Consider the following 20376-nt stretch of genomic DNA (forward strand, 5'->3'; position numbering starts at 1 on the left):
CGGGGATGGCGCCTATGCCACCACTCTGAGGGGCAGCTTCGCGCCGCCTGGCGCGGGACAGGCTGGTATGTCCTACTGGCGACCCATGATCCGAAAAGGCCTCTACGGACCTCCTCTGGCAGCGTTGATCGCGGCGATTGCGCTGGCGCCGGCCTTTGCTTTCCCGATGGTCAGCCATTCGGGCTACCTGTTCGGGATCGCGGCCATCCTGGTCGGCAGGGCGCTGATCGGAACAGCCGGCACGGTGTCCGCCGGCGTGGTTGTGACGATCGTTGCCCCCCTCCTGGACCGACGAGCGGGCATCCCGATTGGCGAGGGCATCACTCGATTCCTGCTGTTCGTCGCCATCGCCTTCGCCATCACCTACTGGACCGAGCGTATCCGGCGTTACGAGCTGGCCTCCGCGGCGGGTATCGGAGAACTGGCGGGCCGGGAAGCGGTGCTGCGATCGATCCTCGACACAGGTCCCGACGCCATGCTGACCATGGACGCCCGCGGCGTAGTGACCCGCTTCAGCGCCGCCGCCGAGAAGATGTTCGGCTGGCGGCCCGGCGAGGTGGTCGGCCACAACGTCAGCATGCTGATGCCGGAGCCCTACCAGGGCGAGCACGACGGCTACATCGAGCGTTATCTACGCACGGGCGACAGGCAGATCATTGGTAAGAGCCGCGAGGTCATCGGCCAGCGCAAGGACGGCTCGACCTTTCCGATGATGCTGCACGTCGGCGAGTTCCGGGTTGGCGAGTCCCTGGAGTTCACCGGCTTTGTTCACGACCTGACCGCCCTGGCCGGGGCCAAGGCGCAGGGCGAGGAGTTGCGCAATCAGCTGAGTCATGTCTGGCGGATGAATTCCCTGGGCGAGATGGCCGCCGTCCTGGCCCACGAATTGAACCAGCCGTTGTCGGCCATCTCCAACTATATGCGGGGCGCCCGCAACATCGTGACCGCCAGCGAGACCCCCGATGAAGACCTGATCACCGCCGTCGATCAGGCAGGCGCCCAGGCGTTGAGGGCCGGAGAGATCATCCGGCGCATGCGGGCCATGCTGGCGCGCGATACCGACGCCCGTACGCCCCAGAGCCTGCGCGACCTCATCGTCGAGATGGACGCCCTGGTCGCTATCATGGCCCGCGACAGCGACGCCCGGGTCGCCTACGAGCTGACGGAGGGCGAGGACATCGTTGCCGTCGATCGAATCCAGATCCAGCAGGTGATCGGCAACCTGGTCCGAAACGCCCTCGAAGCGATGAAGGACCAGGCGATTCGCCGGGTCGAAGTCGTCAGTCTACGGGATGGGGACCGCATGGTCGTCCGGATCGAGGACAGTGGGCCGGGGCTCGGCGACAAGTCGCCGGAAACCCTGTTCGAGCCGCTCGTCAGCACGAAGAGCCAGGGGATGGGACTGGGTCTGTCGATTTCGCGCGCCATCCTGGCCGATCATGACGGCACGATATGGGTCGAAGAGTCGCGGTTGGGTGGAGTCGCCTTTTGCTTTAGCCTCCCGTCGAGCGCACAATGAAGCGCCCGCGGGAGGGAACTGAACTTGAAGGATCGGACGGTCTTCATTGTCGATGACGATGGGCCGGTGCGCGAGTCCTTGAAGTTCCTGTTTCGCACCGAGGGTTTGACCTGCCGTGCCTACGAGTCGGCCCTCGCGTTCCTTGCCCAGCTGCAGCCGACTGAGCGAGGGTGCCTGGTCACCGACGTGCGGATGCCCGAGATGGACGGCCTGGAACTGATCGCCGCCCTGCGGGCCCGCGACAGTCAGCTACCGATCATCGTCATCACGGGCCATGCTGACGTTCCCATGGCGGTTCGGGCGATGAAGGCCGGGGTGTTCGACTTCATCGAGAAGCCGTTCGACAGCGACATCATGCTGCGGGCGGTCCGGGCCTGCCTGGAGAAGGTCGATAACAGCGAGGCGCGTCTTTCCGAACGCCTTACGATCGACAATCGCATGTCCACCCTGACCGAACGTGAGCGCCAGGTGCTCGACGCCATCGTCGAGGGCCTGTCGAACAAGGAAGTCGCCCTCAGCCTGTCGATCAGCCCGCGGACCGTCGAGATCTACCGGGCCAATGTCATGACCAAGATGCAGGCCGACAGCCTGTCGGCCCTGGTCCGGATGTCCCTCACCGCCAAGGCCGCCTGATTGGCTTGACCTGTATCAAGGCGGTCAGGCCGCCGCCGGACAGATTGCGCCCGACGGCCTGATGGCCAGTGGAGCAGACCATGGCCCAGCCGGCGACGATATCCCCGACCGTTTCTGACGACACCGCGCGCCGACAGGATCTGGCGGCCCGGTTCGATGGCCGCGCGCCGCGCTACACCAGCTACCCGACCGCGGTGCAGTTCACGCCGGCTGTCGATGCGCCGACCTATCGGGGCTGGCTGGCGGCGCTGCCCCCGGCCGAGGCGGTGTCGCTCTATGTGCATGTGCCGCTCTGCGCCCGGTTATGCTGGTACTGCGGCTGCAACACCCGCGCGGTCAACCGGCGGGAGCCGGTCAGCCGTTATGTCGAGGATCTGGCGCTCGAGCTCGGCCTGCTCGAGACCGCCTTGCCGGGCAAGCTGCGGGCCCGTGCCCTGCATCTGGGCGGCGGCACGCCCAACATGCTGTCGCCCGACGATCTCGCCCGGCTGTTCGCCGCGCTACGCCACGCCTTTGAGTTTTCGCCGGACATCGAGGTAGCGGCGGAACTCGATCCGGCGGTGCTGACCCGTGACTGGGTGGTGGCGGCCGCCCAGCACGGTCTCAACCGGGCAAGCCTCGGCGTCCAGGACCTGTCGCCGATCGTGCAGGCGGCGGTCAACCGGATCGAGCCCTTCGAGGTGATCGAGCGCGCCGTCGGCTGGCTGCGCGAGGTCGGGGTGCTGTCGATCAACCTCGATCTGATGTACGGCCTGCCGCGCCAGACGACAGCCGACGTGCTGAACACCCTGCGCCAGGTGCTGACCCTGCGCCCCGAACGCCTGGCCCTGTTCGGCTACGCCCATGTGCCGTGGATGAAGAGCCACCAGCAGCTGATCGAGGACGCGGCCCTGCCGGGTCCGGTCGAACGCCTGGACCAGAGCGAGGCGGCGGCCGACTTCCTGGCCTCCGAGGGCTATGTCCGCATTGGCCTGGACCACTACGCCCTGCCCAGCGACGAGATGGCCATCGCCCAGGCGGCCGGCCGTCTGCACCGGAACTTCCAGGGGTACACGACCGACGCGGCGGGAACGCTGATCGGCATCGGGGCCTCGTCGATCGGACGGCTGCCGCAGGGCTTCGTGCAGAATCAGACCGCCGAGCTCAGCTGGCGAAAGGCGCTGGAAGCCGGCGACCTGCCGATCGCGCGTGGCGTGGCGCTGACGCCCGACGACCACTTCCGGGGCGAGATCATAGAGCGGCTTATGTGTGACCTGACCGTGGACCTGGCGGCCATTTGCGCGCGGCACGGCCGCCAGACCGGCGACCTGGCCGGCGCCGTGGCCAGTCTGGCGCCGTTGGCGGCGGAGGGCCTGGTGCGAATGACCCCTACGGGCCTGACGGTGACCCAGGCCGGCCGGCCGGTCCTGAGGTCGGTCTGCGCCGCCTTCGACAGCTATCTCGATCCGTCGGCGCAACGCCATTCAAAGGCCATCTGAGGCCTTCGATTTGATGCCGATCAAGGCCGGGCCCGGAGGAAATGCGACTCTCCCCGCGATCTCAACGAAGGTCGATCAAAAGGGGATAACCGAGATGAAGACCACCGCCATTTTCGCCGCCGGCCTGCTGGCCGCGGCCGTCGCCGGCCCCGCGCTGGCGCAGGATTTCACGCCCAAGGAGAAGGGGACCTGGCTGGTCACCGCCCGGGTCAGTGACGTCGCGCCCTCGGAATCGGGCGACATCTACACCGCCGCCGGCGTCAACACCAACCTGGACGTCGAGGTCAGCGACTACGTCGTCCCGACCCTGGGCTTCACCTACTTCTTCACCGACAACATCGCCGTCGAGGGCATCCTCGGGACCAGCAAGCACGAAGTCAGCGCCAAGGGCCCGGGCGGTACGACCCGCGTTCATGACACCTGGGTCGTGCCGCCGGTGGTGACCGTCCAGTACCACTTCAACCCCAAGGGCCGGGTCAGCCCCTATGTCGGGGCCGGCGTCAACGCCATGATCTTCTACAACGGCGAAGACAAGAACGGCTTCAAGGTCGATCTGGACAACGGTTTCGGTTACGCCCTGCAGGCTGGCGTCGATATCGCCGTGAAGGGCGACTGGTCGATCAACCTGGACGCCAAGAAGGTCTTCTTCGAGACCGACGCCAACATCAACAACGGCGCCCTGAAGTCGAACGTCGAGCTGGACCCCTGGGTCATCTCGGCCGGTGTCACCCGCCGGTTCTAGCGGTCTTGACCCCCAGCGAGCCCTGTCCATGGCGGGGCTCGTTGGATCGGGCGGCCAGTCGATCCACGGCTAGCCGGCCGAAATGATTTATATCAATTTAGTTGACAAAAAAGCCGCGCGGACTACGCCTTCTCAAAACTGAGAGGGGAAGCGCGCGATGTCGGATGGGCCATTAAAGGGGCTGGTCGTGGTCGAGACCGGCCAGCTGATCGCCGGGCCCTTCTGTGGCCAGCTGCTCGGCGACATGGGCGCCACGGTCATCAAGATCGAGCCGCCGAAAGTCGGCGACCCGATGCGGGCCTGGGGCCAAGGGGCGCCGGTCTGGTGGGAGGTCATCGCCCGCAACAAGAAGTCGGTCAGCATCGATCTGCGCAAACCCGAGGGCCAGGATCTGGCCCGGCGGCTGATCGACGGCGCCGACGTGCTGATCGAAAATTTCCGGCCGGGCACGCTGGAGGGCTGGGGCCTGGGGCCCGAGCGCCTGCACCAGAGCAATCCCGGGCTGATCGTCGTGCGCATGTCGGGCTACGGCCAGACCGGACCCTATTCCGACCGCGCCGGCTTCGGCGGCATCGGCGAGGCCATGGGCGGCTGGCGCAACATCGTCGGCGAGCCGGATCGGCCGCCCTCGCGCATGGGTGTCTCCATCGGCGACGCCCTGGCCGCCACCTATGGCTGCCTTGGCGCCCTGGCGGCGCTGCGCCATCGCGATGCGACGGGGCAGGGGCAGGTGGTCGATTCGGCGCTGTACGAGGCGGTGCTGCAGGTCATGGAAAGCCTGGTGCCGGAGTACACGGCCACCGGCGTCAGCCGTCAGCGGTCCGGGGCCATCCTGCCGGGAATCGCGCCGTCGAACGTCTATCCCTGCAGCGACGGGGAGTATCTGATCGGAGCCAATGGCGAGGGCGTGTTTCGCCGGCTGTGCGAGGCCATGGGCCGGCCGGAGCTGATCGATGATCCGCGCTATGACAGCCACACGGCTCGGGGCCAAAACCAGACCGAACTGGACGATCTGATCGCCGACTGGACCCGGACATTGACGGTCGAGGCGCTGGAGGCCCTGATGCTCAGGCACGGGGTGCCGGCGGGCCGCATCTACAAGCCGGCCGACATGCTGGCCGATCCGCATTTCGCGGCGCGCGGGGCCCTGATCGAGATGCCCGACCATCCCCGCTTCCCGGGCCTGACCATGCAGAATGTCTTCCCCAAGCTGTCGGCGACGCCGGGATCGGTGCGCAGCATCGCGCCGCAGACCGTGGGTCAGCACAACGAAGAGGTCCTCAGCGAACGGCTGGGGATGGATGCGGCGGACATCACGCGGCTGCAGACCGCGGGCGTCATCTAGGGAACGAACCATGCGTCTCACCCAAACCCTCGGCCGGGCCGTGCTGGTCCGGCCGGAGGCCATCGCAACGATCGATGGCGACCGCGTCCGCACCTGGCGTGAGGTTCACGAGCGGGTGTCGCGCATCTCCGGCGCCCTGCGCGGCCTGGGCGTGAAGCCCGGCGACCGGGTGGCCGTGCTGGCCAACAATTGCGACGCCTACTACGAGACCTACTTCGCCATCCTGTGGAGCGGGGCGGCCATTGTGCCGCTCAACACCCGCCTGGCCCCGGCCGAGACACGGTTCCAGCTGCAGGACGCCGGGGCGAGCGTCATGCTGTTCGGCGAGGAGTTCGCCGAGACCATCGCCCTTCTCAAGCCCCAGCTGCCCGGCATCGGCGTCTGGGTGGCGATGGACGGCGCCGATCCTTCGGCGGACTGCATCCTCGAAGACCTGGCGACGACCGGCCCCGCCGCGCCGGAGGTGGAGCGCAAGGCCGAGGATCTGGCCGGCATCTTCTACACCGGCGGCACCACCGGCCTGCCCAAGGGGGTGATGCTCAGCCACCGCTCGCTGGCCGCCCAGGCGGTCAACCTGACCATGTCGCTGAAGGTCGATCATACGATCGTCAATCTGCACTCGGCGCCGATGTTCCACCTGGCCGACATCGGCACCTTCATGGCCACCATGGTCGGCGGGACCCATGTCTTCGTGCGCAAGCTGGACGAGACCGTCATGCTCGACCTGATCGACCGCTGGGGCATCACCCACATCTTCACGGTGCCGGCGATGATCGACCGGCTGGCGCGGCATCCGAAGGGCGATGCGGCAAACGCCCTCAAGGTGCTGGGCTACGGCGGCGCGCCGATGCCGCTGGGGACCTATGACGTGGCGCGGGCGCGGTACCCGGAGGTCGATTTCGTCCAGGGCTTCGGCATGACCGAGATGGGCGCCCATACCTTCCTGGAGGCGCAACACCACCGGTCGGGCGCCGATCCGGAGAAGATGAAGTCGGTCGGTCAGCCGGCCTATGGCTACGAGATCAAGGTCGTCGATCCGGACGGAAACGAGGTCCCGCGCCGCACCCTGGGCGAGATCATTGGCCGGGGCGACAACATGATGCTGGGCTACTGGAACCGGCCGGAGGAGACGGCGGCGGCGCTGAAGGACGGCTGGATGTGGTCGGGCGACGCCGGCTTCATGGACGAGGAGGGCTTCGTCTACATCACCGACCGCTTCAAGGACATGATCGTCAGCGGCGGCGAGAACGTCTACTCGATCGAGGTCGAGAACGTGGTCTCGCGGCACCCCGCCGTCGCCGAGTGCGCCATCATCGGTGTGCCTGATCCGCGCTGGGGCGAGCGGGTGCATGCGGTGGTGGTGCTCAAGGCCGGCGAGAGCCTGACGGTCGAGGCGCTGTCCGAGCACTGCCGGGCGGAGATCGCCGGCTACAAGACGCCGCGCAGCCTGCAGGTGCTGGAGACGCCGCTGCCGAGGAGCGCGGCCGGCAAGGTGCTGAAGACCGAGCTGCGCGCGCCCTGGTGGGAGGGGCGGGAGAAGCGGGTCTAGCCCCTCAGCTTCGCCGCCACTTCCGCCGTCCGCCTGCCCTGATACCGGGCCACGGCCAGCGCCTGTTCGGTCGGCGGGGTCGCCGTGCCGCCGGAGGTGGAGGACGCCCCGTAGGGTGTGCCCGCCCCGAACAGGGCCGGGTCGCCGTAGCCGGTCGGTACGATGATCAGGCCCAGGTGCGCCATCGCCGAATAGAGCGACAGGATTGTGGTCTCCTGGCCGCCGTGCGGGTTGGCGGTGGAGGTGAAGGCGCCGCCGGCCTTGCCGAGCAGCTTGCCGAAGTACCAGAGGGCGCCGAGGCTCTCGAGCCAGGCGCGCAGTTCCGACGAGGCGCCGCCGAAGCGGGTGGGCGAGCCCAGCAGGATGGCGTCGGCCCATTCGGCGTCCTCGGCGGTCGGCGCGGGGTAGGCGGCGTTCATCCGTTCGGCCCGCTCGGCCCAGCCGGGGACGAAGGCCATGACCTCGGGGCCGACCAGTTCGCGGACGCGGCGGATGCGGACCTCGGCCCCGGCCTCCCTGGCGCCGTCGGCGATGGCGCCCGCCAGCGTCTCGACAGAGCCGTCGCGGGAATAGAAGACGATCAGGACCTTGGTCATGCTTGCTCGCTGTCGGAGGGGGTGACGCCGGCCAGCAGTCGGGCCGGCGGGCAGTCGGAACGGGGCAGGCCGCCCCGGACGCGGCGGGCCCAGTCGGGATCGGCCAGCAGGCCGCGGCCGACCGCGATCAGGTCGAACTCGCCGGCCTCGAGCCGGGCGGCGACGGCGTCGAGCGGTTCGGGTTGACCAGGCTGGCCCATGAAGCTCCGGATGAAGTCGCCGCTCATGCCGATGCCGCCAGCCAGGATGGTCGGGACGCCGAGCGTCTTCTTCACCCAGCCGGCCAGGCTGAGCGGCGAGCCCTCGAACTCCGGGGTGTCCCAGCGCAGCTGGGAGACGCTGACGATATCGACGCCGGCCTCGACGAAGGGGGCGAGCCAGGCCTCCAGCGCCTGCGGGGTCTCGACCAGGCGGGCGGTGAGGTCGGCCGACTTCCACTGCGAGATGCGCAGGCTGACGGCGAAATCCGGACCGACGGCGGCGCGGACGGCCTTGACCACCTCAAGCGGGAAGCGGGAACGTGTCGTCAGGGTCGAACCGCCCCAGCGGTCGGTGCGGTCGTTGGTGGCGGCCCAGAGGAACTGGTCGAGCAGGTAGCCGTGGCCGGCGTGGATCTCGACGCCGTCGAAGCCGGCGGCCCTGGCGCTCTCGGCCGCGTCGGCGAAGGCGGCGATGGTTTCGAGGGTGGCGATCTCGTCCATCGCCACGCCGCGCTCCATGCCCGGCGCCTGGCGGCCCGACGGGCTCTCGAAGGGGGCGGGCGGGGTCCACTTCTGGCCGGGCTTGGCGGTGGCGCCGCAGTGCCAGAGCTGGGGCATGATGGCCCCGCCGGCCGCATGGACCGCGCCGGTGACGGCCGGCCAGTGGTCCAGGGCCGGGCCATACAGCTTCAGCGACGCGGGGTCGTTGCCGGCCGCCGGGCGGTTGGGATTGGCCCCCTCGGTGAGGATCAGGCCCGTGCCGCCCTCGATGCGCCGCCGGTAGAAGTCGGCCAGCGGGGCCGGATCGCCGCCCGGCGTCGCCCAGCGCGCCATCGAGGCCATGGCGATGCGGTTGGGCGGCTTCAGGGACTTGCAGGCGAACGGCTGGAACAGCGCCTCCACCGACATGGCTTCAGCGTCCGGTGTCGAGGAAGTCGCGGCCGACATCCTGGCCTTCGGGGGCGGCGATCTCGACGATGCGCTCGTCGATGTCGTCGTACTCCAGCCGCAGGGCCCGGTTCATGATGGCGTGCATCACATACAGGGTGGTGATGTAGGTCAGCTCAAGGATCTCCTCGTCCGACAGGAAGGCCTTGAGCCTGTCCATCACCGCTTCCGGCGTGCGGCCATGCTGGCTGCTCAGGCAGTCGGCGTAGGCGAGGACGGCGCGCTCGTCGTCGGTGTAGCAACCGGCGACCTGCCAGTGGCCGATGGCCTCGATCCGCTCCTCGGAGACGCCGAGGCCGCGCAGGGACTTGCAGTGCTGGGAGTAGCCGAACTGGCTTTCCATGGTCCAGCTGACCCGGGTCTGGCCCAGTTCGCGCAGCACCGGGTCCAGCTTGCGGGTCGGGCTGCGGTAGTAGGCAAACCCCTGGCAGGCGTGATGCAGGGCGTCGGGCGAGCCGGCCCAGACGGTCCACCAGTTGCCCGGCGTGCCGGTGGCGGTGCCCGGCTCGGCGACCGGGTCGCGATCGCCGAACAGCAGGTTGTACATCCGAAGGCCGGTGCCCTGATCGACCTCGGCGCGGGGAATCTCACGAAGGCGGGGCATGGTCAGACCTCGACGGTGGCGCCCTGCGGCGCGTGACGGACATCCTCGGGGCCGAACACCTTCGTGCTGGCCGCGAACTCCATCATGATCCCGTTGGGGTCGGTGAAATAGACGCTGCGGACGAAGACGCCGTTGTGCATCTCGGCCGCGACGGTGCGGTCGCTGTCATCGTGGTTGAGGATCATGGGGATATGCTCGACCCCCGCCTGCTCCAGCCGGGTCAGGCAGGCCGACAGCTCGCCCTCGGCGACGTCGAAGGCCAGGTGGTTCATCGAGCCGATGGCGGTCTTGGAATCCTCCGGGAACTTGCGGACCGAGGCGATGCCCGGCGCGGCCGCGGGCGTCTCGGGCCACCAGAAGAAGGCGACGGCCGTGCCGCCGGCGTCGAAGAAGAAGTGCTGGCCGCCGTCCGGCAGGGCGACGGTCTTGACCAGGGGCATGTCCAGGACCTCGGTGTAGAACTTCACCGTCTCCTGCATATCCCGGCAGACCAGGGCGACGTGGTTGATCCCGGTGGTGCGCATTGCTTCTCCCTCGCCGCCCGATCAATCCGGGGCGGTCTTATGGCGCCGGCAACTTGGCGGGCCTCCGGCAATTCGTCAACTAAACTGATAAAAAATGATCGGTGGCCCGATGTCGCGTCAGAGGCCGGTTTGCGTTGACCCAGCGGCGTTACGCCCTAGTCTCCCTGCAACACAGAAGCGTCGCGAACCGGACATGCAAGCCGCCGAAAGCCTTATCGTTCCCCTGCTCCAGGCGTTCTTCTGGTTCGACGACGGATTGCAGAGCTTCCTGCAGGCGCGCGGCTGGGACCAGGTGACCCGGCCCCAGTCGATGGTCATGGCCAATGTCGTCATCGGCGTCCACAAGCCCTCCGACATCGCCCGCAACCTGGGGATCAGCCGCCAGGCGGTGCACACCACCATCAACCAGATGGTCGAGATGGGCATGCTGGAACTGCGCGACGACGTGACCGATCGCCGCGCCAAGATCGTCGCCGTCAGCGAGAAGGGCCGCGAGATGGGCCGGGACGCGGACCTGGCCATGGCGGCGATGAGCGCCGAACTGCGCAAGCGGATCGGGACCAAGAACGTCGACAACCTGATCAAGGCCTTCGGCGCTGAGTGGGGCCAGGCGATGACGGACTGGCCGAACGTCGAAAAGCGTTCTTGATCGCCGCGAGCCGACGCCCATATTGTCAAGTAAATTGATGATATGGGGTGAGACGTGGAAGTTCGTCTGTACGAAGAGTTCGCGGCGCCGGCGCGGGCGGTCTGGCAGGTGGTGGGAGCCTTTCATGGACTCCAGGCCTGGTTCCCCGGCGTCACGGCCTGCGACCGCGACGACGGCGCCTGGGGCGAGGTGCGGCGGGCGGAGGTCGCGGGGCGGGTGACGCCCGAGCGGCTGGAGCACTATGACAACGCCCGGATGACCCTGGCCTGGACTCTCGTCGATGCACCGTTGCTTGGCGACCACAGGTCGACGCTGACCATCGTGCCGCTGGGCGAGAGCCGATGCGCCGCCGACTGGGTGTTCCATGCGGACCTCAAGCCTCCTCTAGACGCTGAAAAAATTGAGGAAAACACCCGCCGAATGTACGCGGCCGCCTTGACGGAGGTGCGTCGGCGGGTTGAGTGACCGTCATTGAAACTGACAAAAAACGTCTCCGATATCGTCATGTAGATTGACATAGATCAATGACGCGTCATCCTCCGCTCCAACAGCCAGCAGGGCTGAAAGAACAAAACAGGGGAGGAACGAGATGCGTCGCACGATCGCACTCCGTCTATTCGCGTCGGCCGCCACGGTCGCTTTCGGCATCGCCATGGCCGCGCCGGCCCTGGCCCAGACCGCACCCCAGAGCGAGGCCCCGGCCGACGAGGTCGAGGAGGTGGTGGTCACCGCCCAGAAGCGTGAGCAGAACCTGCAGGACGTGCCCGCCGCCGTCTCCGCCTTCGGCGAGCAGCAGCTGCAGGCCCAGTCGACCCAGAACCTGACCGACCTCTCCTCAAAGGTCCCCAACGTCGTACTGGCCCCGGTCGGCGCCTACCCCTATGCCTCCGCCTTCTTCATCCGCGGGCTCGGCTTCGCGGACGTCGAAAGCACCTTCGAGCCGTCGGTCGGCGTCGAGATGAACGGCGTCTACCTGGCCCGCAACAGCGGCGCCCTGCAGGACTTCTTCGACGTCGCCTCGGTCGAGATCCTGCGCGGGCCGCAAGGCACGCTCTATGGCCGCAACACCATCGGCGGCGTCGTCAGCGTCCGCACCAAGACCGCCCAGCCGGGCGACGCGTTCGGCGGCGCGGTGCAGGGCACGATCGGCGACCACGGCCGGCTGGAAGGCCGCGCCGCCCTCAACATCCCGATGGGCGACAGCTTCGCCATGCGGGTGTCGGGGCTCTACAAGAGCTACGACGGCTACAATCACAACGTCACCACCGGCAAGGACGAGGGCGACAACGAGGTCTATTCGGGCCGGCTGAGCCTAGTCTTCAAGCCGAACGAAGTGTTCGACGCCACCCTGGTCGCCGACATCGATCAGGAGCGCGGCTCGGGCGCCTCGTTCCGCAACGCCGCCCTGCCGGGCAATGTCTACTACAACTTCAGCCCGGACACCGGCTCATCGGTCTTCTCGGCCGCCGCCCGGGCCAAGGCCAGGGACGTGCGCAACGTCTATGGCAACACCCCGACCTTCGCCAAGATCGACACCTGGGGCCTGGCCCTGACCATGAACCTCGACCTCGGCATCGGAACCCTGACCTCGATCACCGGCTACCGCGAGTTCGACGACAAGGTGCAGAGCGACTACGACGCCAGCCCGGTCAACTTCTTCTACGCCTTCCGCGACCAGACCCATAAGCAGTTCAGCCAGGAACTGAGGCTGGGCGGCGAAGTCGGCGCGGTGACCTATGTCGCCGGCGTCTACTTCATGGATCAGAGCTACGACATCACCAACACCCAAGGCGGGCTGATCTACGGCGGCGCCAATGTTCCGCAGATCGCCAGCCAGGAAAACCAGGCCTGGGCCCTGTTCGGCCAGCTGGACTGGGAGGTCACAGACAAACTGACCCTGACCGCCGGCGGCCGCTACAGCTACGAAGAGAAGGAGTTCACCAACCAGCCGCTCTTCTTCCCGACCTCGATGACCTACAAGAACGACTGGGACAACTTCTCGCCCAAACTCGGCGCCAACTACCGCTTCACCGACGACCTGATGGCCTACGCCACCTGGTCGAAGGGCTTCCGCAGCGGCGGCTACAACGGCCGCGCCGCCTCCTTCACCTCGGCCGGCCCGTACGACGCCGAGATCGTCGAGAGCTACGAGGCCGGTGTGAAGGCCGAACTGTTCCAGCGCAGCCTGCGCCTGAACGGGGCGGTGTTCTCCAGCACCTACTCGGACATGCAGGTCGGCAGCCAGGGCCTGACCAGCGGCGGGGTCTACGAGTCCATCGTCACCAACGCCGGCAAGGCCAGGATCGACGGCATCGAGGCCGAGGCCCTGTGGGTGGTCGGCGGCGGTTTCCGCATCAACGCCAACATCGCCTGGCTCGACGCCCGCTTCGAGGAGAACTTCACCGACTTCACCAGCGACGGCGTCGCCAACCCCACCGACAACAGCGACCTGCCGCTGGCCTATGCGCCGGAATGGTCGGGCAGCTTCGGCGTCACCTATGAGCGCAACGTCGGCATCGGCGACCTGACCTTCAACGCCAACGCCGTCTACATGGACGACATCTACACCAGCGGCGGCGTGCTCAACCGCACCTCCGACGTCCAGGTGCGGCCGTCCAACACCCTCTACGACGCCACCCTGTCGCTGGAAGGCGACGCCGGCTGGCGGGTGGCCCTGTGGGGCAAGAACCTGACGGATGAAGAGGTGATCAACAACACCTTCGGCCTCGGCGCGCTCGGCAACCTGCGCGTCTACCAGGCGCCCCGGACCTTCGGCCTGGAGATCGGCTACAAGTTCTAGAACCCGCTCTCCCTCCTTCCTCCCGGAGCGGGATCAGCAGCCCCCGGCGTCGCAAGGCGTCGGGGGTTTTCCGTTGGGCCCGCTATCGAAGCGGCCAGCCATTATACCGCCCGCGCCGACCTACAGAAAAAGGCGCGCGCTCGGCGGCGGCGGTGAAGATCGGGCGGAATCCCAGCGCCTGTTGGCTTTTGCGTGGGCCGAGGGCGCCTGAACGTGGGCCGCGGCGTAGGTCGATCCGTGGCCTGATAGCGGGGATTGTAGGTCGAATGTGAGCCGCCGCGACCTACAGCCTTGTCCAAAGCTGTGCCAGCGGGTGTCGGCGAGGGTCTAAAGACCATGAATATGTCTAGACATATTCGTTAAGTGATTGATCGCAGTCTCTTTTTCAGCCGTTGAAATGCAGCTTCAGGCCCGGGCGGGGCCAGCGCGCGTGATAGAGCCGGCCGCTGCCCGAGGCGGTGATCCAGGCGTCCCGCATGTCCTCGCCGCCGAAGCAGAGGTTGGTGACGATGATTTCGCCGGGGAGGCGGATGTGGTCGTGGGTCCCGTCGGGGTCAAAGACGGTGATGCCGCCGTCCGGGCCGCCGGCGACGCAGACCTTGCCGCCGGCCTCGACGGCTAGGCTGTCGATCATCTGGTGGCCGGGCAGGGTCGCGATCAGCCGGCCGGGCATCCAGGGGGCGGGGGTTGGGCCGAGCTGGCCGGGTTCGGTGATGTCCATGGCCCAGAGGCGGCCGGTGTGAGTCTCGGCGACGTAGAGGGTCTGGTTGTCGGGCGAGAGGCCGACGCCGTTGGGGCCGATCATGCCGCCGCGCACGCGGGTGATCAGGGAGCCGTCGGTCCTGGCGTAGAGCAGCCAGCCGCGGTCGCTGGTCCAGTCGTCGGACTTGCCAAGGTCGGTGAACCAGAAGCCGCCATCGGCGTCGAAGACAATGTCGTTGGGGCCGCGCAGCGGGCGGCCATCGCAGCTGTCGTAGAGGACGCTGACCGCGCCGGTGGCGAGGTCGATGCGCTGGATCGTCCCGCTGATGTAGTCGTACGGCGCATGGCCGGGGACGGCGAGGTCGGGGGCGGCGTCGAAGAATTCCAGTCCGCCGTTGTTGCAGACATAGACCGCGCCGTCGGGGCCGATGGCGGCGCCGTTCGGCCCGCCGCCGAGCTCGGCGACAACCGTCTTGCGGCCGTCCGGGTCGACGCGGGTCAGGCGGCCGCCGCGGATCTCGACGACCAGCACCGAGCCGTCAGCGAGGATGACCGGGCCTTCCGGGAAGGCCAGGCCGTCGGTGACGAGGGTGAAGTCCATGGGCGTCCTCCTGTTTTTCACAGGCTATCGCCCGCCTTGATTTCCATCAATTAGATTGACGTTATTTGCGGGCCGCCCGACAGTGGGCGCCAGACCGTTCCAAGACGGCGAACCGGGGGAAGCCGCATGATCGACCTGCATTTCGTCAGCACGCCGAATGGCCACAAGGTCTCGATCATGCTGGCCGAGACCGGCCTCGCGCACCGGGTCATTCCCTACAACCTGCTCAAGGGCGAGCACCTGGGTGAAGCGCTGGCGGCGATCAATCCCAACCGCCGGCTGCCGGCCATCGTCGATCACGATCCGCTGGGTGGAGGCGAGCCGCTGGCCCTGTTCGAGTCGGGGGCCATCCTCCTCTACCTGGCCGAAAAGACCGGCCGGTTCCTGCCCGCCAGCCCGCGCCTGAAACATACCGCCCAGCAGTGGCTGATGTGGCAGATGGCGGGGCTGGGCCCGCAGCACGGCCAGGCCCATCACTTCGTCCGCTACTGCCCGGACCCGCCCGAATATGCCCTGCAGCGCTACGTGCGCGAGGCCCGCCGGCTGCTCGACGTGATGGAGCTGCGCCTGCGCCAGGTGGACTACCTGGCCGAGGAGTACTCCATCGCCGACATGGCCTGCTGGCCATGGATCCGGGCGGCCAGGGCCATCGATATCGGCATCGCCGAATGGCCGGCCATCAAGGCCTGGTATGGCCGCATCGCCCGGCGGCCCGCCGTCATCGAAGGGGCCGCCGTGCCCGAGAACGACCCGGCCGCCGGCCGCGTCATGACCCTCAATCCGGACCAGTGGTCCGCCCTGTTCGGCGAGCGGATGCTCAACGCCGTGCGCTCTTGAAGGACGCCCAAGTGACCAAAACGCCTCCCACCCCGGCGGACCGCCGCTGGGCGCTGATCCTGCTGGTCGCCATCTCGACGGTGGCCTTCATCGATCGCTCGATCCTCAACACCGTCGGCCAGGCCATCAAGGACGATCTGAAGATCAGCGACCTGCAGCTGGGCCTGCTCGGCGGCGCCGCCTTCGCCATCCTCTACGGCGTGCTGGGCATTCCCATCGCCCGCATCGCCGAGCGGCGCAGCCGGGTGGCCATCATCAGCCTCGCCGTCGCCGTCTGGTCGGCGATGACCGCGCTGAGCGGCTTTGCCGGCGGCTTCACCCATCTGCTGCTGGCCCGCATCGGGGTCGGGGTCGGCGAGGCGGGGGCGGGGGCGCCGTCACAGTCCCTGCTCTCGGACTACTATCCGCCGGAAAAGCGGGCCTCGGTGTTCAGCATCCTCGGGCTGGCGACCCCGTTCGGCATCGTCATCGGCGGCCTCGGCGGGGCCATCGTCGCCCAGCATTTCGGCTGGCGGGCGGCCTTCTTCATCGTCGGGGTTCCGGGACTGCTGCTGGCCCTGGTCGCCTGGCTGACCCTGAAGGAGCCGCCGCGCGGCTTCTCCGAGGGGCGCGACGACACCGGCGCCGCCCCGCCGCTGACGGCGGTGCTGAAGCGACTGTTCGCCAGCAAGACCTTCCGCCACGTGCTGATGGCCGCGGTCATCGTCAACTTCGTCGGCTTCAGCGGCATGAGCTTCCTGCACCCCTTCATGGTGCGCACCTTCAACGTCGACTACACCACCGCCGCCTTCGCCTTCGTCATCGTCAACAGCATCTCGCTGGCCGGGGGCTACCTGGCCGGCGGCTTCATCACCGATCGGCTGGTGAAGAAGGACGTGCGGTTCTACGGCTGGGCCCCGGCTATCGGCATGCTGCTGGCCGGACCGGCCTATATCCTCGGCTTCATCCAGACCGAGTGGGTGGCGGCCATCCTGGTGCTGATCCTGCCGGGGCTGTTCTCGGGCATCTATTTCGGCCCGACCTTCGCGGTGACCCACAACCTGGTCGAGCCCAGGATGCGGGCCTCGGCGACGGCGATCCTGTCCTTGATCATGAGCATCGTCGGGATGACCACGGGCCCGGTGATCACCGGCTGGCTGAGCGACCATTTCGCGACGGAGGCCTTCAAGGCCGGCGACTATGCGGTGCTGTGCCCGGGGACGGGAACCGCTCTGGCCGACGCCTGCCGCATCGCCTCGGCGTCAGGCATCAAGACGGCGCTGATCCTCATCGTCACCCTGTTCTGGTGGGCGGCGCTGCACTTCTACCTGGCCTCGCGCTCGATCAAGGCGGAGCTGGAGGGGGCGGCGTAGTCCGTGGCCCTGCTTGCCCTGTCATCCTCCGACCGCGCAGCGGATCGGGGGACCCAGGGCGGCTCTGGAAAGACTCCAGGCAATCTTCACGCGGACGGTTGGGTCCCCCGGTCGCCCTGCGGGCGCCGGAGGATGACAGCGGTGGGTTTGGCTTTAGCCCCCGACCACCTTCAGGATGTGCTTCCATTCCGCCGCCGTCACCGGCTGCACCGACAGGCGGAAGCTGGTGATCAGGCTCATGGCCGCCAGCGCCGGGTCTTCCCTGGCCTCGGCCAGGGTGAAGGGGCGGGGCAGGGGCGCTTTGGCGGCCAGGTCCACGCATTGGAATTTGCCGGTGGCGTCGGTCGGGTCGGGGTAGGCTTCCCTGACCACGGTTGAGATCCCGACGATCTCCTTGCCGGCCTGGGAATGGTAGAAGAACACCTCGTCGCCGAGCTTCATGGCCATCATGTTGAGCTTGGCGGTGTGGTTGCGCACGCCGGTCCAGGGCTCGCCCTTTTCGCCGGCGGCGACGAGGTCGTCCCACGAAAAGACGTCGGGTTCGGATTTGACGAGCCAGTGGTTCATTGCGACGCGCTCCCTCTGTCCTCTGGTTAGGATCCTGAAGGGTGAGGGGCAACCTCAACAGTTGTCATCCTCCGGGGCCGCGTAGCGGCAACCGGGGGACCCAACTTTCCGCGTGAAGATTCCCGGGAGTCTATCCAGAGCCGGCTTGGGTCCCCCGGTCCGCTGCGCGGCCGGAGGATGACAGCTCTTTTTTGGAGGGTCTTACGCCGGAACCGGCGGCTCGCTGTAGGAGGCGCTTTTGGTGATCATCTCGTCGGGCGCGGCGATCATCGCCCGGTACAGCTTGTCCGGATAGGCCTGGTGCGGCTTGGTCGGATCGTAGGGAGGCTGGGCCACCGGCGAGGGGCCGGTGTAGGGGGCGGGGGCCTTGAAGCGGGCGGCCTCTTCGGCGTTGATCCCGGCCTTGGCCAGGACGGCAGGATCGATCCAGCGGGCCGGGTCGATAGGCTCGTGGCTGGTGGCGACCTCCAGGGTCATGTGGTCCGGGCCGGCGAAGTAGATCGAGCGGCACATGCCGTGGTCGATGGGGCCGACGACGTTGACGCCATGGCTGCGGATGCGGTCGCGCATGGCCAGCAGGGCTTCGTCGCTGTCGGCCCGGAAGGCCAGGTGCTGCAGCGTGCCCGGCGCGCTGGGCCCGGCCCCGGTGCCGGCGTGGGTCTTGCCGAGCTCGATGGGGATGTCATCGACATTGGGCAGCTGGACGATCGAGAAGTAGCCGTGGTCGTTCATCCGCAGGAAGGCGTGCAGGCCCCCCGGCACCCCGTGCATGTCGAACAGCGCCACCAGCGGACAGCCCATGACCTCGCTGAAGAAGGCGATGTGTTTCTTGATGTCGCCGGCCATGAAGGCCAGGTGGTGAATGCCGCTCGGCTGGGTCATGGTTTCCTCTTATCGTTGTCGCCATTGAGGGCCGGGAAACGCCGTCGTGCAAGTCCAAAACGCTTGCCTGCCGCGACGTCGCGCTGTCAACTTAGATGACAAACGGGCCGAGCAGAGCCCTGGAGGACCGCCATGGATATCATCCGCGAACCCTACGGCTTTTCCTACAAGGAGACGTCACGCCTGAAGGAGGTCTATGGCGGGGCCCATGGGCGGGTGTTCATCGAATGCATGCGCCTGAAGCCCGAGGGCGAGTCGAAGACGGTGATCGTCTTCAGTCATCCCATCGGCGGCGGGTCGTTCCTGCCGCTGGTCACGGCCCTGGCCCGGGCCGGCAAGCACGTCATCTACGTCAACCCGCGCTATCGGGGGAACGACACGGCGGCCATCCTTGAAAAGTGCGTCCTCGACCTCGGGGCGGCGATCGCCGACCTGAAAAAGCGGTTCGGCTACGAGAAGGTCATCCTCGGCGGCTGGTCGGGCGGCGGCTCGCTGTCGATGTTCTACCAGGACCAGGCGACCAGGCCGACCATCACCCACACCCCGGCCGGTGACGAGGTGGACCTGGTCGGGGCGAACCTGATCCCGGCCGACGGGGTGATGCTGCTGGCCGCCCACATCGGCCGCAGCGTGACGATGACCGAGTGGATCGATCCGTCGATCCTGGATGAGAGCAAGCCGTTCGAGCGCGATGTGTCGCTCAACATCTACGACCCGGCCTGTCCCGATCAGCCGCCCTATTCGCCGGCGTTCGTGGCGAAGTTCCGGGCGGCGCAGATCGCCCGCAACCGGCGGATCACCGCCTGGGTGAAGGACCAGCTGGCGGCCCTGAAGGCGGCCGGCGATCCGGACGCCGAGCGCTGCTTCATCGTCCAGGGCACGATGAGCGACGTGCGCTGGACCGACCCGACGCAGGAGCCTTCCGACCGCGAGCCCTACACCTGCTACATGGGGGATCCCAAGATCGCCAACGACGGGCCGATCGGCCTTGGCCGTTTCGCCACCCTGCGCAGCTGGCTGTCGCAGTGGAGCTATGACGACAGCCGGGCCAACGGCCTGGTCAACGCCCCGAACATCAAGGTCCCCAGCCTGGTGATCAACAACACCGCCGATCTCGCCTGCACGCCCAGCCACGCGGCGCGGCTGTTCGAGGCGCTTGGCTGCGACGACAAGACCTATGTCGATATCGAGGGCGCCGATCACTACTACATCGAGAAGCCGGAACTGCTGCCGAAGGCGACGGCGGCGGTGGTCGGCTGGATGAACGCGCGAGGGTTCTAGTCCTCCGTCCCGGCGATGACCTCCAGCATCAGGTCGCGCAGGTCGAGGCCGGTGGGCAGGCCGGCCGGCGGCGGCATGTCGGAGGTGGCCGAGGCGACCATCAGATAGGCGCGGGCCAGGGCCATCTGCGGTGGGTGGCCCATGCCCTCCAGGCAGTCGGTGAAGAAGCCGGTCAGGACATCATCGACCGTCTTGACCGAGGCGGCGGCGCGAGCATCGCTCCGGGCCCAGGCGCGCATCGCCATGGCCAGGCGGGGCAGATCTTGGCTGAGGGCCAGGTCTGAGGCCAGCAGGATGCGGCGGATCGGGGTCGGGGCCTCGGCCCGGACCTTCTCGAGGTTGGACATCAGCTGTTCGCCGCTGAAGTAGTCGGCCAGCTGGCCCAGGTAGTCCTCGAAGTCGCTGAAGTGGTGGTAGAAGCTGCCGGTCGAGATGCCGAGGCTGGCGGCCAGGGGGCGGAGCTTGAGCGCCCGCAGGCCCTCGTCGCGCAATACCGCCTGGCCGGCCAGCAGCCAGTCCGCCCGCGTCAGATCCTTGCGTCTTTTGACCATGCTTCCCTCTAGCCGC

Annotated in this window: 20 protein-coding genes; 12 read left to right on the forward strand and 8 right to left on the reverse strand. The window is 67.7% G+C overall.

Translation table 11 applies throughout. The features are described 5' to 3' along the window. Nucleotides 1–67 precede the first annotated feature (67 nt). From O5I81_RS06205 to O5I81_RS06230, 6 genes are all read left to right on the forward strand, one after another. On the forward strand, nucleotides 68–1519 hold the full coding sequence (locus O5I81_RS06205; RefSeq protein WP_271068083.1) for a PAS domain-containing sensor histidine kinase: 1452 nt from the start codon (nucleotides 68–70) through the stop codon (nucleotides 1517–1519). A gap of 24 nt (nucleotides 1520–1543) precedes the next feature. Next, nucleotides 1544–2152, forward strand: a complete 609-nt coding sequence (gene fixJ, locus O5I81_RS06210; protein WP_271068084.1) for a response regulator FixJ — start codon at nucleotides 1544–1546, stop codon at nucleotides 2150–2152. An 80-nt stretch (nucleotides 2153–2232) separates the two neighbouring features. Further along, nucleotides 2233–3630: an oxygen-independent coproporphyrinogen III oxidase gene (gene hemN / locus O5I81_RS06215; RefSeq protein ID WP_271068085.1), complete on the forward strand. Its 1398-nt coding sequence runs from the start codon at nucleotides 2233–2235 to the stop codon at nucleotides 3628–3630. Nucleotides 3631–3724: 94 nt separating this feature from the next. Continuing rightward, nucleotides 3725–4372 carry an OmpW family outer membrane protein gene (locus O5I81_RS06220; protein WP_271068086.1) on the forward strand — a complete coding sequence of 216 codons (648 nt, stop codon included), beginning with the start codon at nucleotides 3725–3727 and terminating at the stop codon, nucleotides 4370–4372. A gap of 157 nt (nucleotides 4373–4529) precedes the next feature. Continuing rightward, nucleotides 4530–5717: a CaiB/BaiF CoA-transferase family protein gene (locus O5I81_RS06225; protein ID WP_271068087.1), complete on the forward strand. Its 1188-nt coding sequence runs from the start codon at nucleotides 4530–4532 to the stop codon at nucleotides 5715–5717. Nucleotides 5718–5727: 10 nt separating this feature from the next. Next, nucleotides 5728–7266 carry a long-chain fatty acid--CoA ligase gene (locus O5I81_RS06230; RefSeq protein ID WP_271068088.1) on the forward strand — a complete coding sequence of 513 codons (1539 nt, stop codon included), beginning with the start codon at nucleotides 5728–5730 and terminating at the stop codon, nucleotides 7264–7266. On the opposite strand, the gene wrbA is transcribed toward O5I81_RS06230, so the two are convergent. The 4 genes from wrbA to O5I81_RS06250 are packed head-to-tail and all read right to left on the reverse strand — an operon-like array spanning nucleotide 7263 to nucleotide 10138. Further along, nucleotides 7263–7862, reverse strand: a complete 600-nt coding sequence (gene wrbA, locus O5I81_RS06235; RefSeq protein WP_271068089.1) for an NAD(P)H:quinone oxidoreductase — start codon at nucleotides 7860–7862, stop codon at nucleotides 7263–7265. The two genes, O5I81_RS06230 and wrbA, sit on opposite strands and share 4 nt — an antisense overlap. Then, the gene (locus O5I81_RS06240; RefSeq protein WP_271068090.1) at nucleotides 7859–9010 is read right to left on the reverse strand and encodes a 12-oxophytodienoate reductase; all 1152 of its coding nucleotides are present in this window, start codon (nucleotides 9008–9010) and stop codon (nucleotides 7859–7861) included. Before O5I81_RS06240 ends, wrbA begins: the two co-directional genes overlap by 4 nt. Next, entirely contained in the window at nucleotides 8976–9614 is a 639-nt protein-coding gene (locus tag O5I81_RS06245; RefSeq protein WP_271068091.1) for a carboxymuconolactone decarboxylase family protein, read from the reverse strand. Before O5I81_RS06245 ends, O5I81_RS06240 begins: the two co-directional genes overlap by 35 nt. A 2-nt stretch (nucleotides 9615–9616) precedes the next feature. After that, entirely contained in the window at nucleotides 9617–10138 is a 522-nt protein-coding gene (locus O5I81_RS06250; RefSeq protein ID WP_271068092.1) for a VOC family protein, read from the reverse strand. A gap of 193 nt (nucleotides 10139–10331) precedes the next feature. Here O5I81_RS06250 and O5I81_RS06255 point away from each other — a divergent pair, with 193 nt between their 5' ends. The 3 genes from O5I81_RS06255 (at nucleotide 10332) to O5I81_RS06265 (ending at nucleotide 13587) form a co-directional block, all read left to right on the forward strand. Next, entirely contained in the window at nucleotides 10332–10787 is a 456-nt protein-coding gene (locus O5I81_RS06255) for a MarR family transcriptional regulator (RefSeq protein ID WP_271068093.1), read from the forward strand. Between the two features lie 54 nt (nucleotides 10788–10841). Next, on the forward strand, nucleotides 10842–11252 hold the full coding sequence (locus O5I81_RS06260) for an SRPBCC family protein (RefSeq protein WP_271068094.1): 411 nt from the start codon (nucleotides 10842–10844) through the stop codon (nucleotides 11250–11252). Nucleotides 11253–11376: 124 nt separating this feature from the next. Next, a complete protein-coding gene (locus O5I81_RS06265) occupies nucleotides 11377–13587 on the forward strand; it encodes a TonB-dependent receptor (protein WP_271068095.1) in 2211 nt (736 codons plus the stop codon). 385 nt (nucleotides 13588–13972) lie between these two features. On the opposite strand, the gene O5I81_RS06270 is transcribed toward O5I81_RS06265, so the two are convergent. Beyond that, entirely contained in the window at nucleotides 13973–14890 is a 918-nt protein-coding gene (locus O5I81_RS06270; protein WP_271068096.1) for an SMP-30/gluconolactonase/LRE family protein, read from the reverse strand. 126 nt (nucleotides 14891–15016) lie between these two features. Here O5I81_RS06270 and O5I81_RS06275 point away from each other — a divergent pair, with 126 nt between their 5' ends. Together O5I81_RS06275 and O5I81_RS06280 are read left to right on the forward strand one after the other, a co-directional pair. Next, nucleotides 15017–15727, forward strand: coding sequence for a glutathione S-transferase N-terminal domain-containing protein (locus tag O5I81_RS06275; protein ID WP_271068097.1), 711 nt, complete (start codon nucleotides 15017–15019; stop codon nucleotides 15725–15727). Nucleotides 15728–15738: 11 nt separating this feature from the next. Then, entirely contained in the window at nucleotides 15739–17079 is a 1341-nt protein-coding gene (locus O5I81_RS06280) for an MFS transporter (RefSeq protein ID WP_271068098.1), read from the forward strand. Between the two features lie 153 nt (nucleotides 17080–17232). Here O5I81_RS06280 and O5I81_RS06285 read toward each other — a convergent pair whose 3' ends face one another. Continuing rightward, nucleotides 17233–17646: an EVE domain-containing protein gene (locus O5I81_RS06285; protein WP_271068099.1), complete on the reverse strand. Its 414-nt coding sequence runs from the start codon at nucleotides 17644–17646 to the stop codon at nucleotides 17233–17235. 201 nt (nucleotides 17647–17847) lie between these two features. After that, entirely contained in the window at nucleotides 17848–18528 is a 681-nt protein-coding gene (locus tag O5I81_RS06290) for a VOC family protein (RefSeq protein ID WP_271068100.1), read from the reverse strand. Between the two features lie 132 nt (nucleotides 18529–18660). Here O5I81_RS06290 and O5I81_RS06295 point away from each other — a divergent pair, with 132 nt between their 5' ends. Beyond that, the gene (locus O5I81_RS06295; protein ID WP_271068101.1) at nucleotides 18661–19809 is read left to right on the forward strand and encodes an alpha/beta fold hydrolase; all 1149 of its coding nucleotides are present in this window, start codon (nucleotides 18661–18663) and stop codon (nucleotides 19807–19809) included. Here the strand turns inward: O5I81_RS06295 and O5I81_RS06300 are convergent. Then, nucleotides 19806–20360: a TetR/AcrR family transcriptional regulator gene (locus O5I81_RS06300; protein ID WP_271068102.1), complete on the reverse strand. Its 555-nt coding sequence runs from the start codon at nucleotides 20358–20360 to the stop codon at nucleotides 19806–19808. The genes O5I81_RS06295 and O5I81_RS06300 overlap by 4 nt on opposite strands. Between the last annotated feature and the right edge of the window lie 16 nt (nucleotides 20361–20376).

Origin of the sequence: Caulobacter sp. NIBR1757 (assembly GCF_027912495.1) — a bacterium.
Taxonomy (GTDB): domain Bacteria; phylum Pseudomonadota; class Alphaproteobacteria; order Caulobacterales; family Caulobacteraceae; genus Caulobacter.

What these genes read in the sequence shown, in the direction of transcription:
- O5I81_RS06300 (WP_271068102.1), bottom strand. Translation starts at nt 20,360, where the DNA reads ATGGTCAAAAGACGCAAGGATCTGACGCGGGCGGACTGGCTGCTGGCC.
- O5I81_RS06225 (WP_271068087.1), top strand. Translation starts at nt 4,530, where the DNA reads ATGTCGGATGGGCCATTAAAGGGGCTGGTCGTGGTCGAGACCGGCCAG.
- O5I81_RS06255 (WP_271068093.1), top strand. Translation starts at nt 10,332, where the DNA reads ATGCAAGCCGCCGAAAGCCTTATCGTTCCCCTGCTCCAGGCGTTCTTC.
- O5I81_RS06270 (WP_271068096.1), bottom strand. Translation starts at nt 14,890, where the DNA reads ATGGACTTCACCCTCGTCACCGACGGCCTGGCCTTCCCGGAAGGCCCG.
- O5I81_RS06295 (WP_271068101.1), top strand. Translation starts at nt 18,661, where the DNA reads ATGGATATCATCCGCGAACCCTACGGCTTTTCCTACAAGGAGACGTCA.
- O5I81_RS06240 (WP_271068090.1), bottom strand. Translation starts at nt 9,010, where the DNA reads ATGTCGGCCGCGACTTCCTCGACACCGGACGCTGAAGCCATGTCGGTG.
- O5I81_RS06205 (WP_271068083.1), top strand. Translation starts at nt 68, where the DNA reads ATGTCCTACTGGCGACCCATGATCCGAAAAGGCCTCTACGGACCTCCT.
- O5I81_RS06265 (WP_271068095.1), top strand. Translation starts at nt 11,377, where the DNA reads ATGCGTCGCACGATCGCACTCCGTCTATTCGCGTCGGCCGCCACGGTC.
- O5I81_RS06245 (WP_271068091.1), bottom strand. Translation starts at nt 9,614, where the DNA reads ATGCCCCGCCTTCGTGAGATTCCCCGCGCCGAGGTCGATCAGGGCACC.
- O5I81_RS06275 (WP_271068097.1), top strand. Translation starts at nt 15,017, where the DNA reads ATGATCGACCTGCATTTCGTCAGCACGCCGAATGGCCACAAGGTCTCG.
- hemN (WP_271068085.1), top strand. Translation starts at nt 2,233, where the DNA reads ATGGCCCAGCCGGCGACGATATCCCCGACCGTTTCTGACGACACCGCG.
- O5I81_RS06250 (WP_271068092.1), bottom strand. Translation starts at nt 10,138, where the DNA reads ATGCGCACCACCGGGATCAACCACGTCGCCCTGGTCTGCCGGGATATG.
- O5I81_RS06220 (WP_271068086.1), top strand. Translation starts at nt 3,725, where the DNA reads ATGAAGACCACCGCCATTTTCGCCGCCGGCCTGCTGGCCGCGGCCGTC.
- O5I81_RS06230 (WP_271068088.1), top strand. Translation starts at nt 5,728, where the DNA reads ATGCGTCTCACCCAAACCCTCGGCCGGGCCGTGCTGGTCCGGCCGGAG.
- wrbA (WP_271068089.1), bottom strand. Translation starts at nt 7,862, where the DNA reads ATGACCAAGGTCCTGATCGTCTTCTATTCCCGCGACGGCTCTGTCGAG.
- O5I81_RS06285 (WP_271068099.1), bottom strand. Translation starts at nt 17,646, where the DNA reads ATGAACCACTGGCTCGTCAAATCCGAACCCGACGTCTTTTCGTGGGAC.
- O5I81_RS06290 (WP_271068100.1), bottom strand. Translation starts at nt 18,528, where the DNA reads ATGACCCAGCCGAGCGGCATTCACCACCTGGCCTTCATGGCCGGCGAC.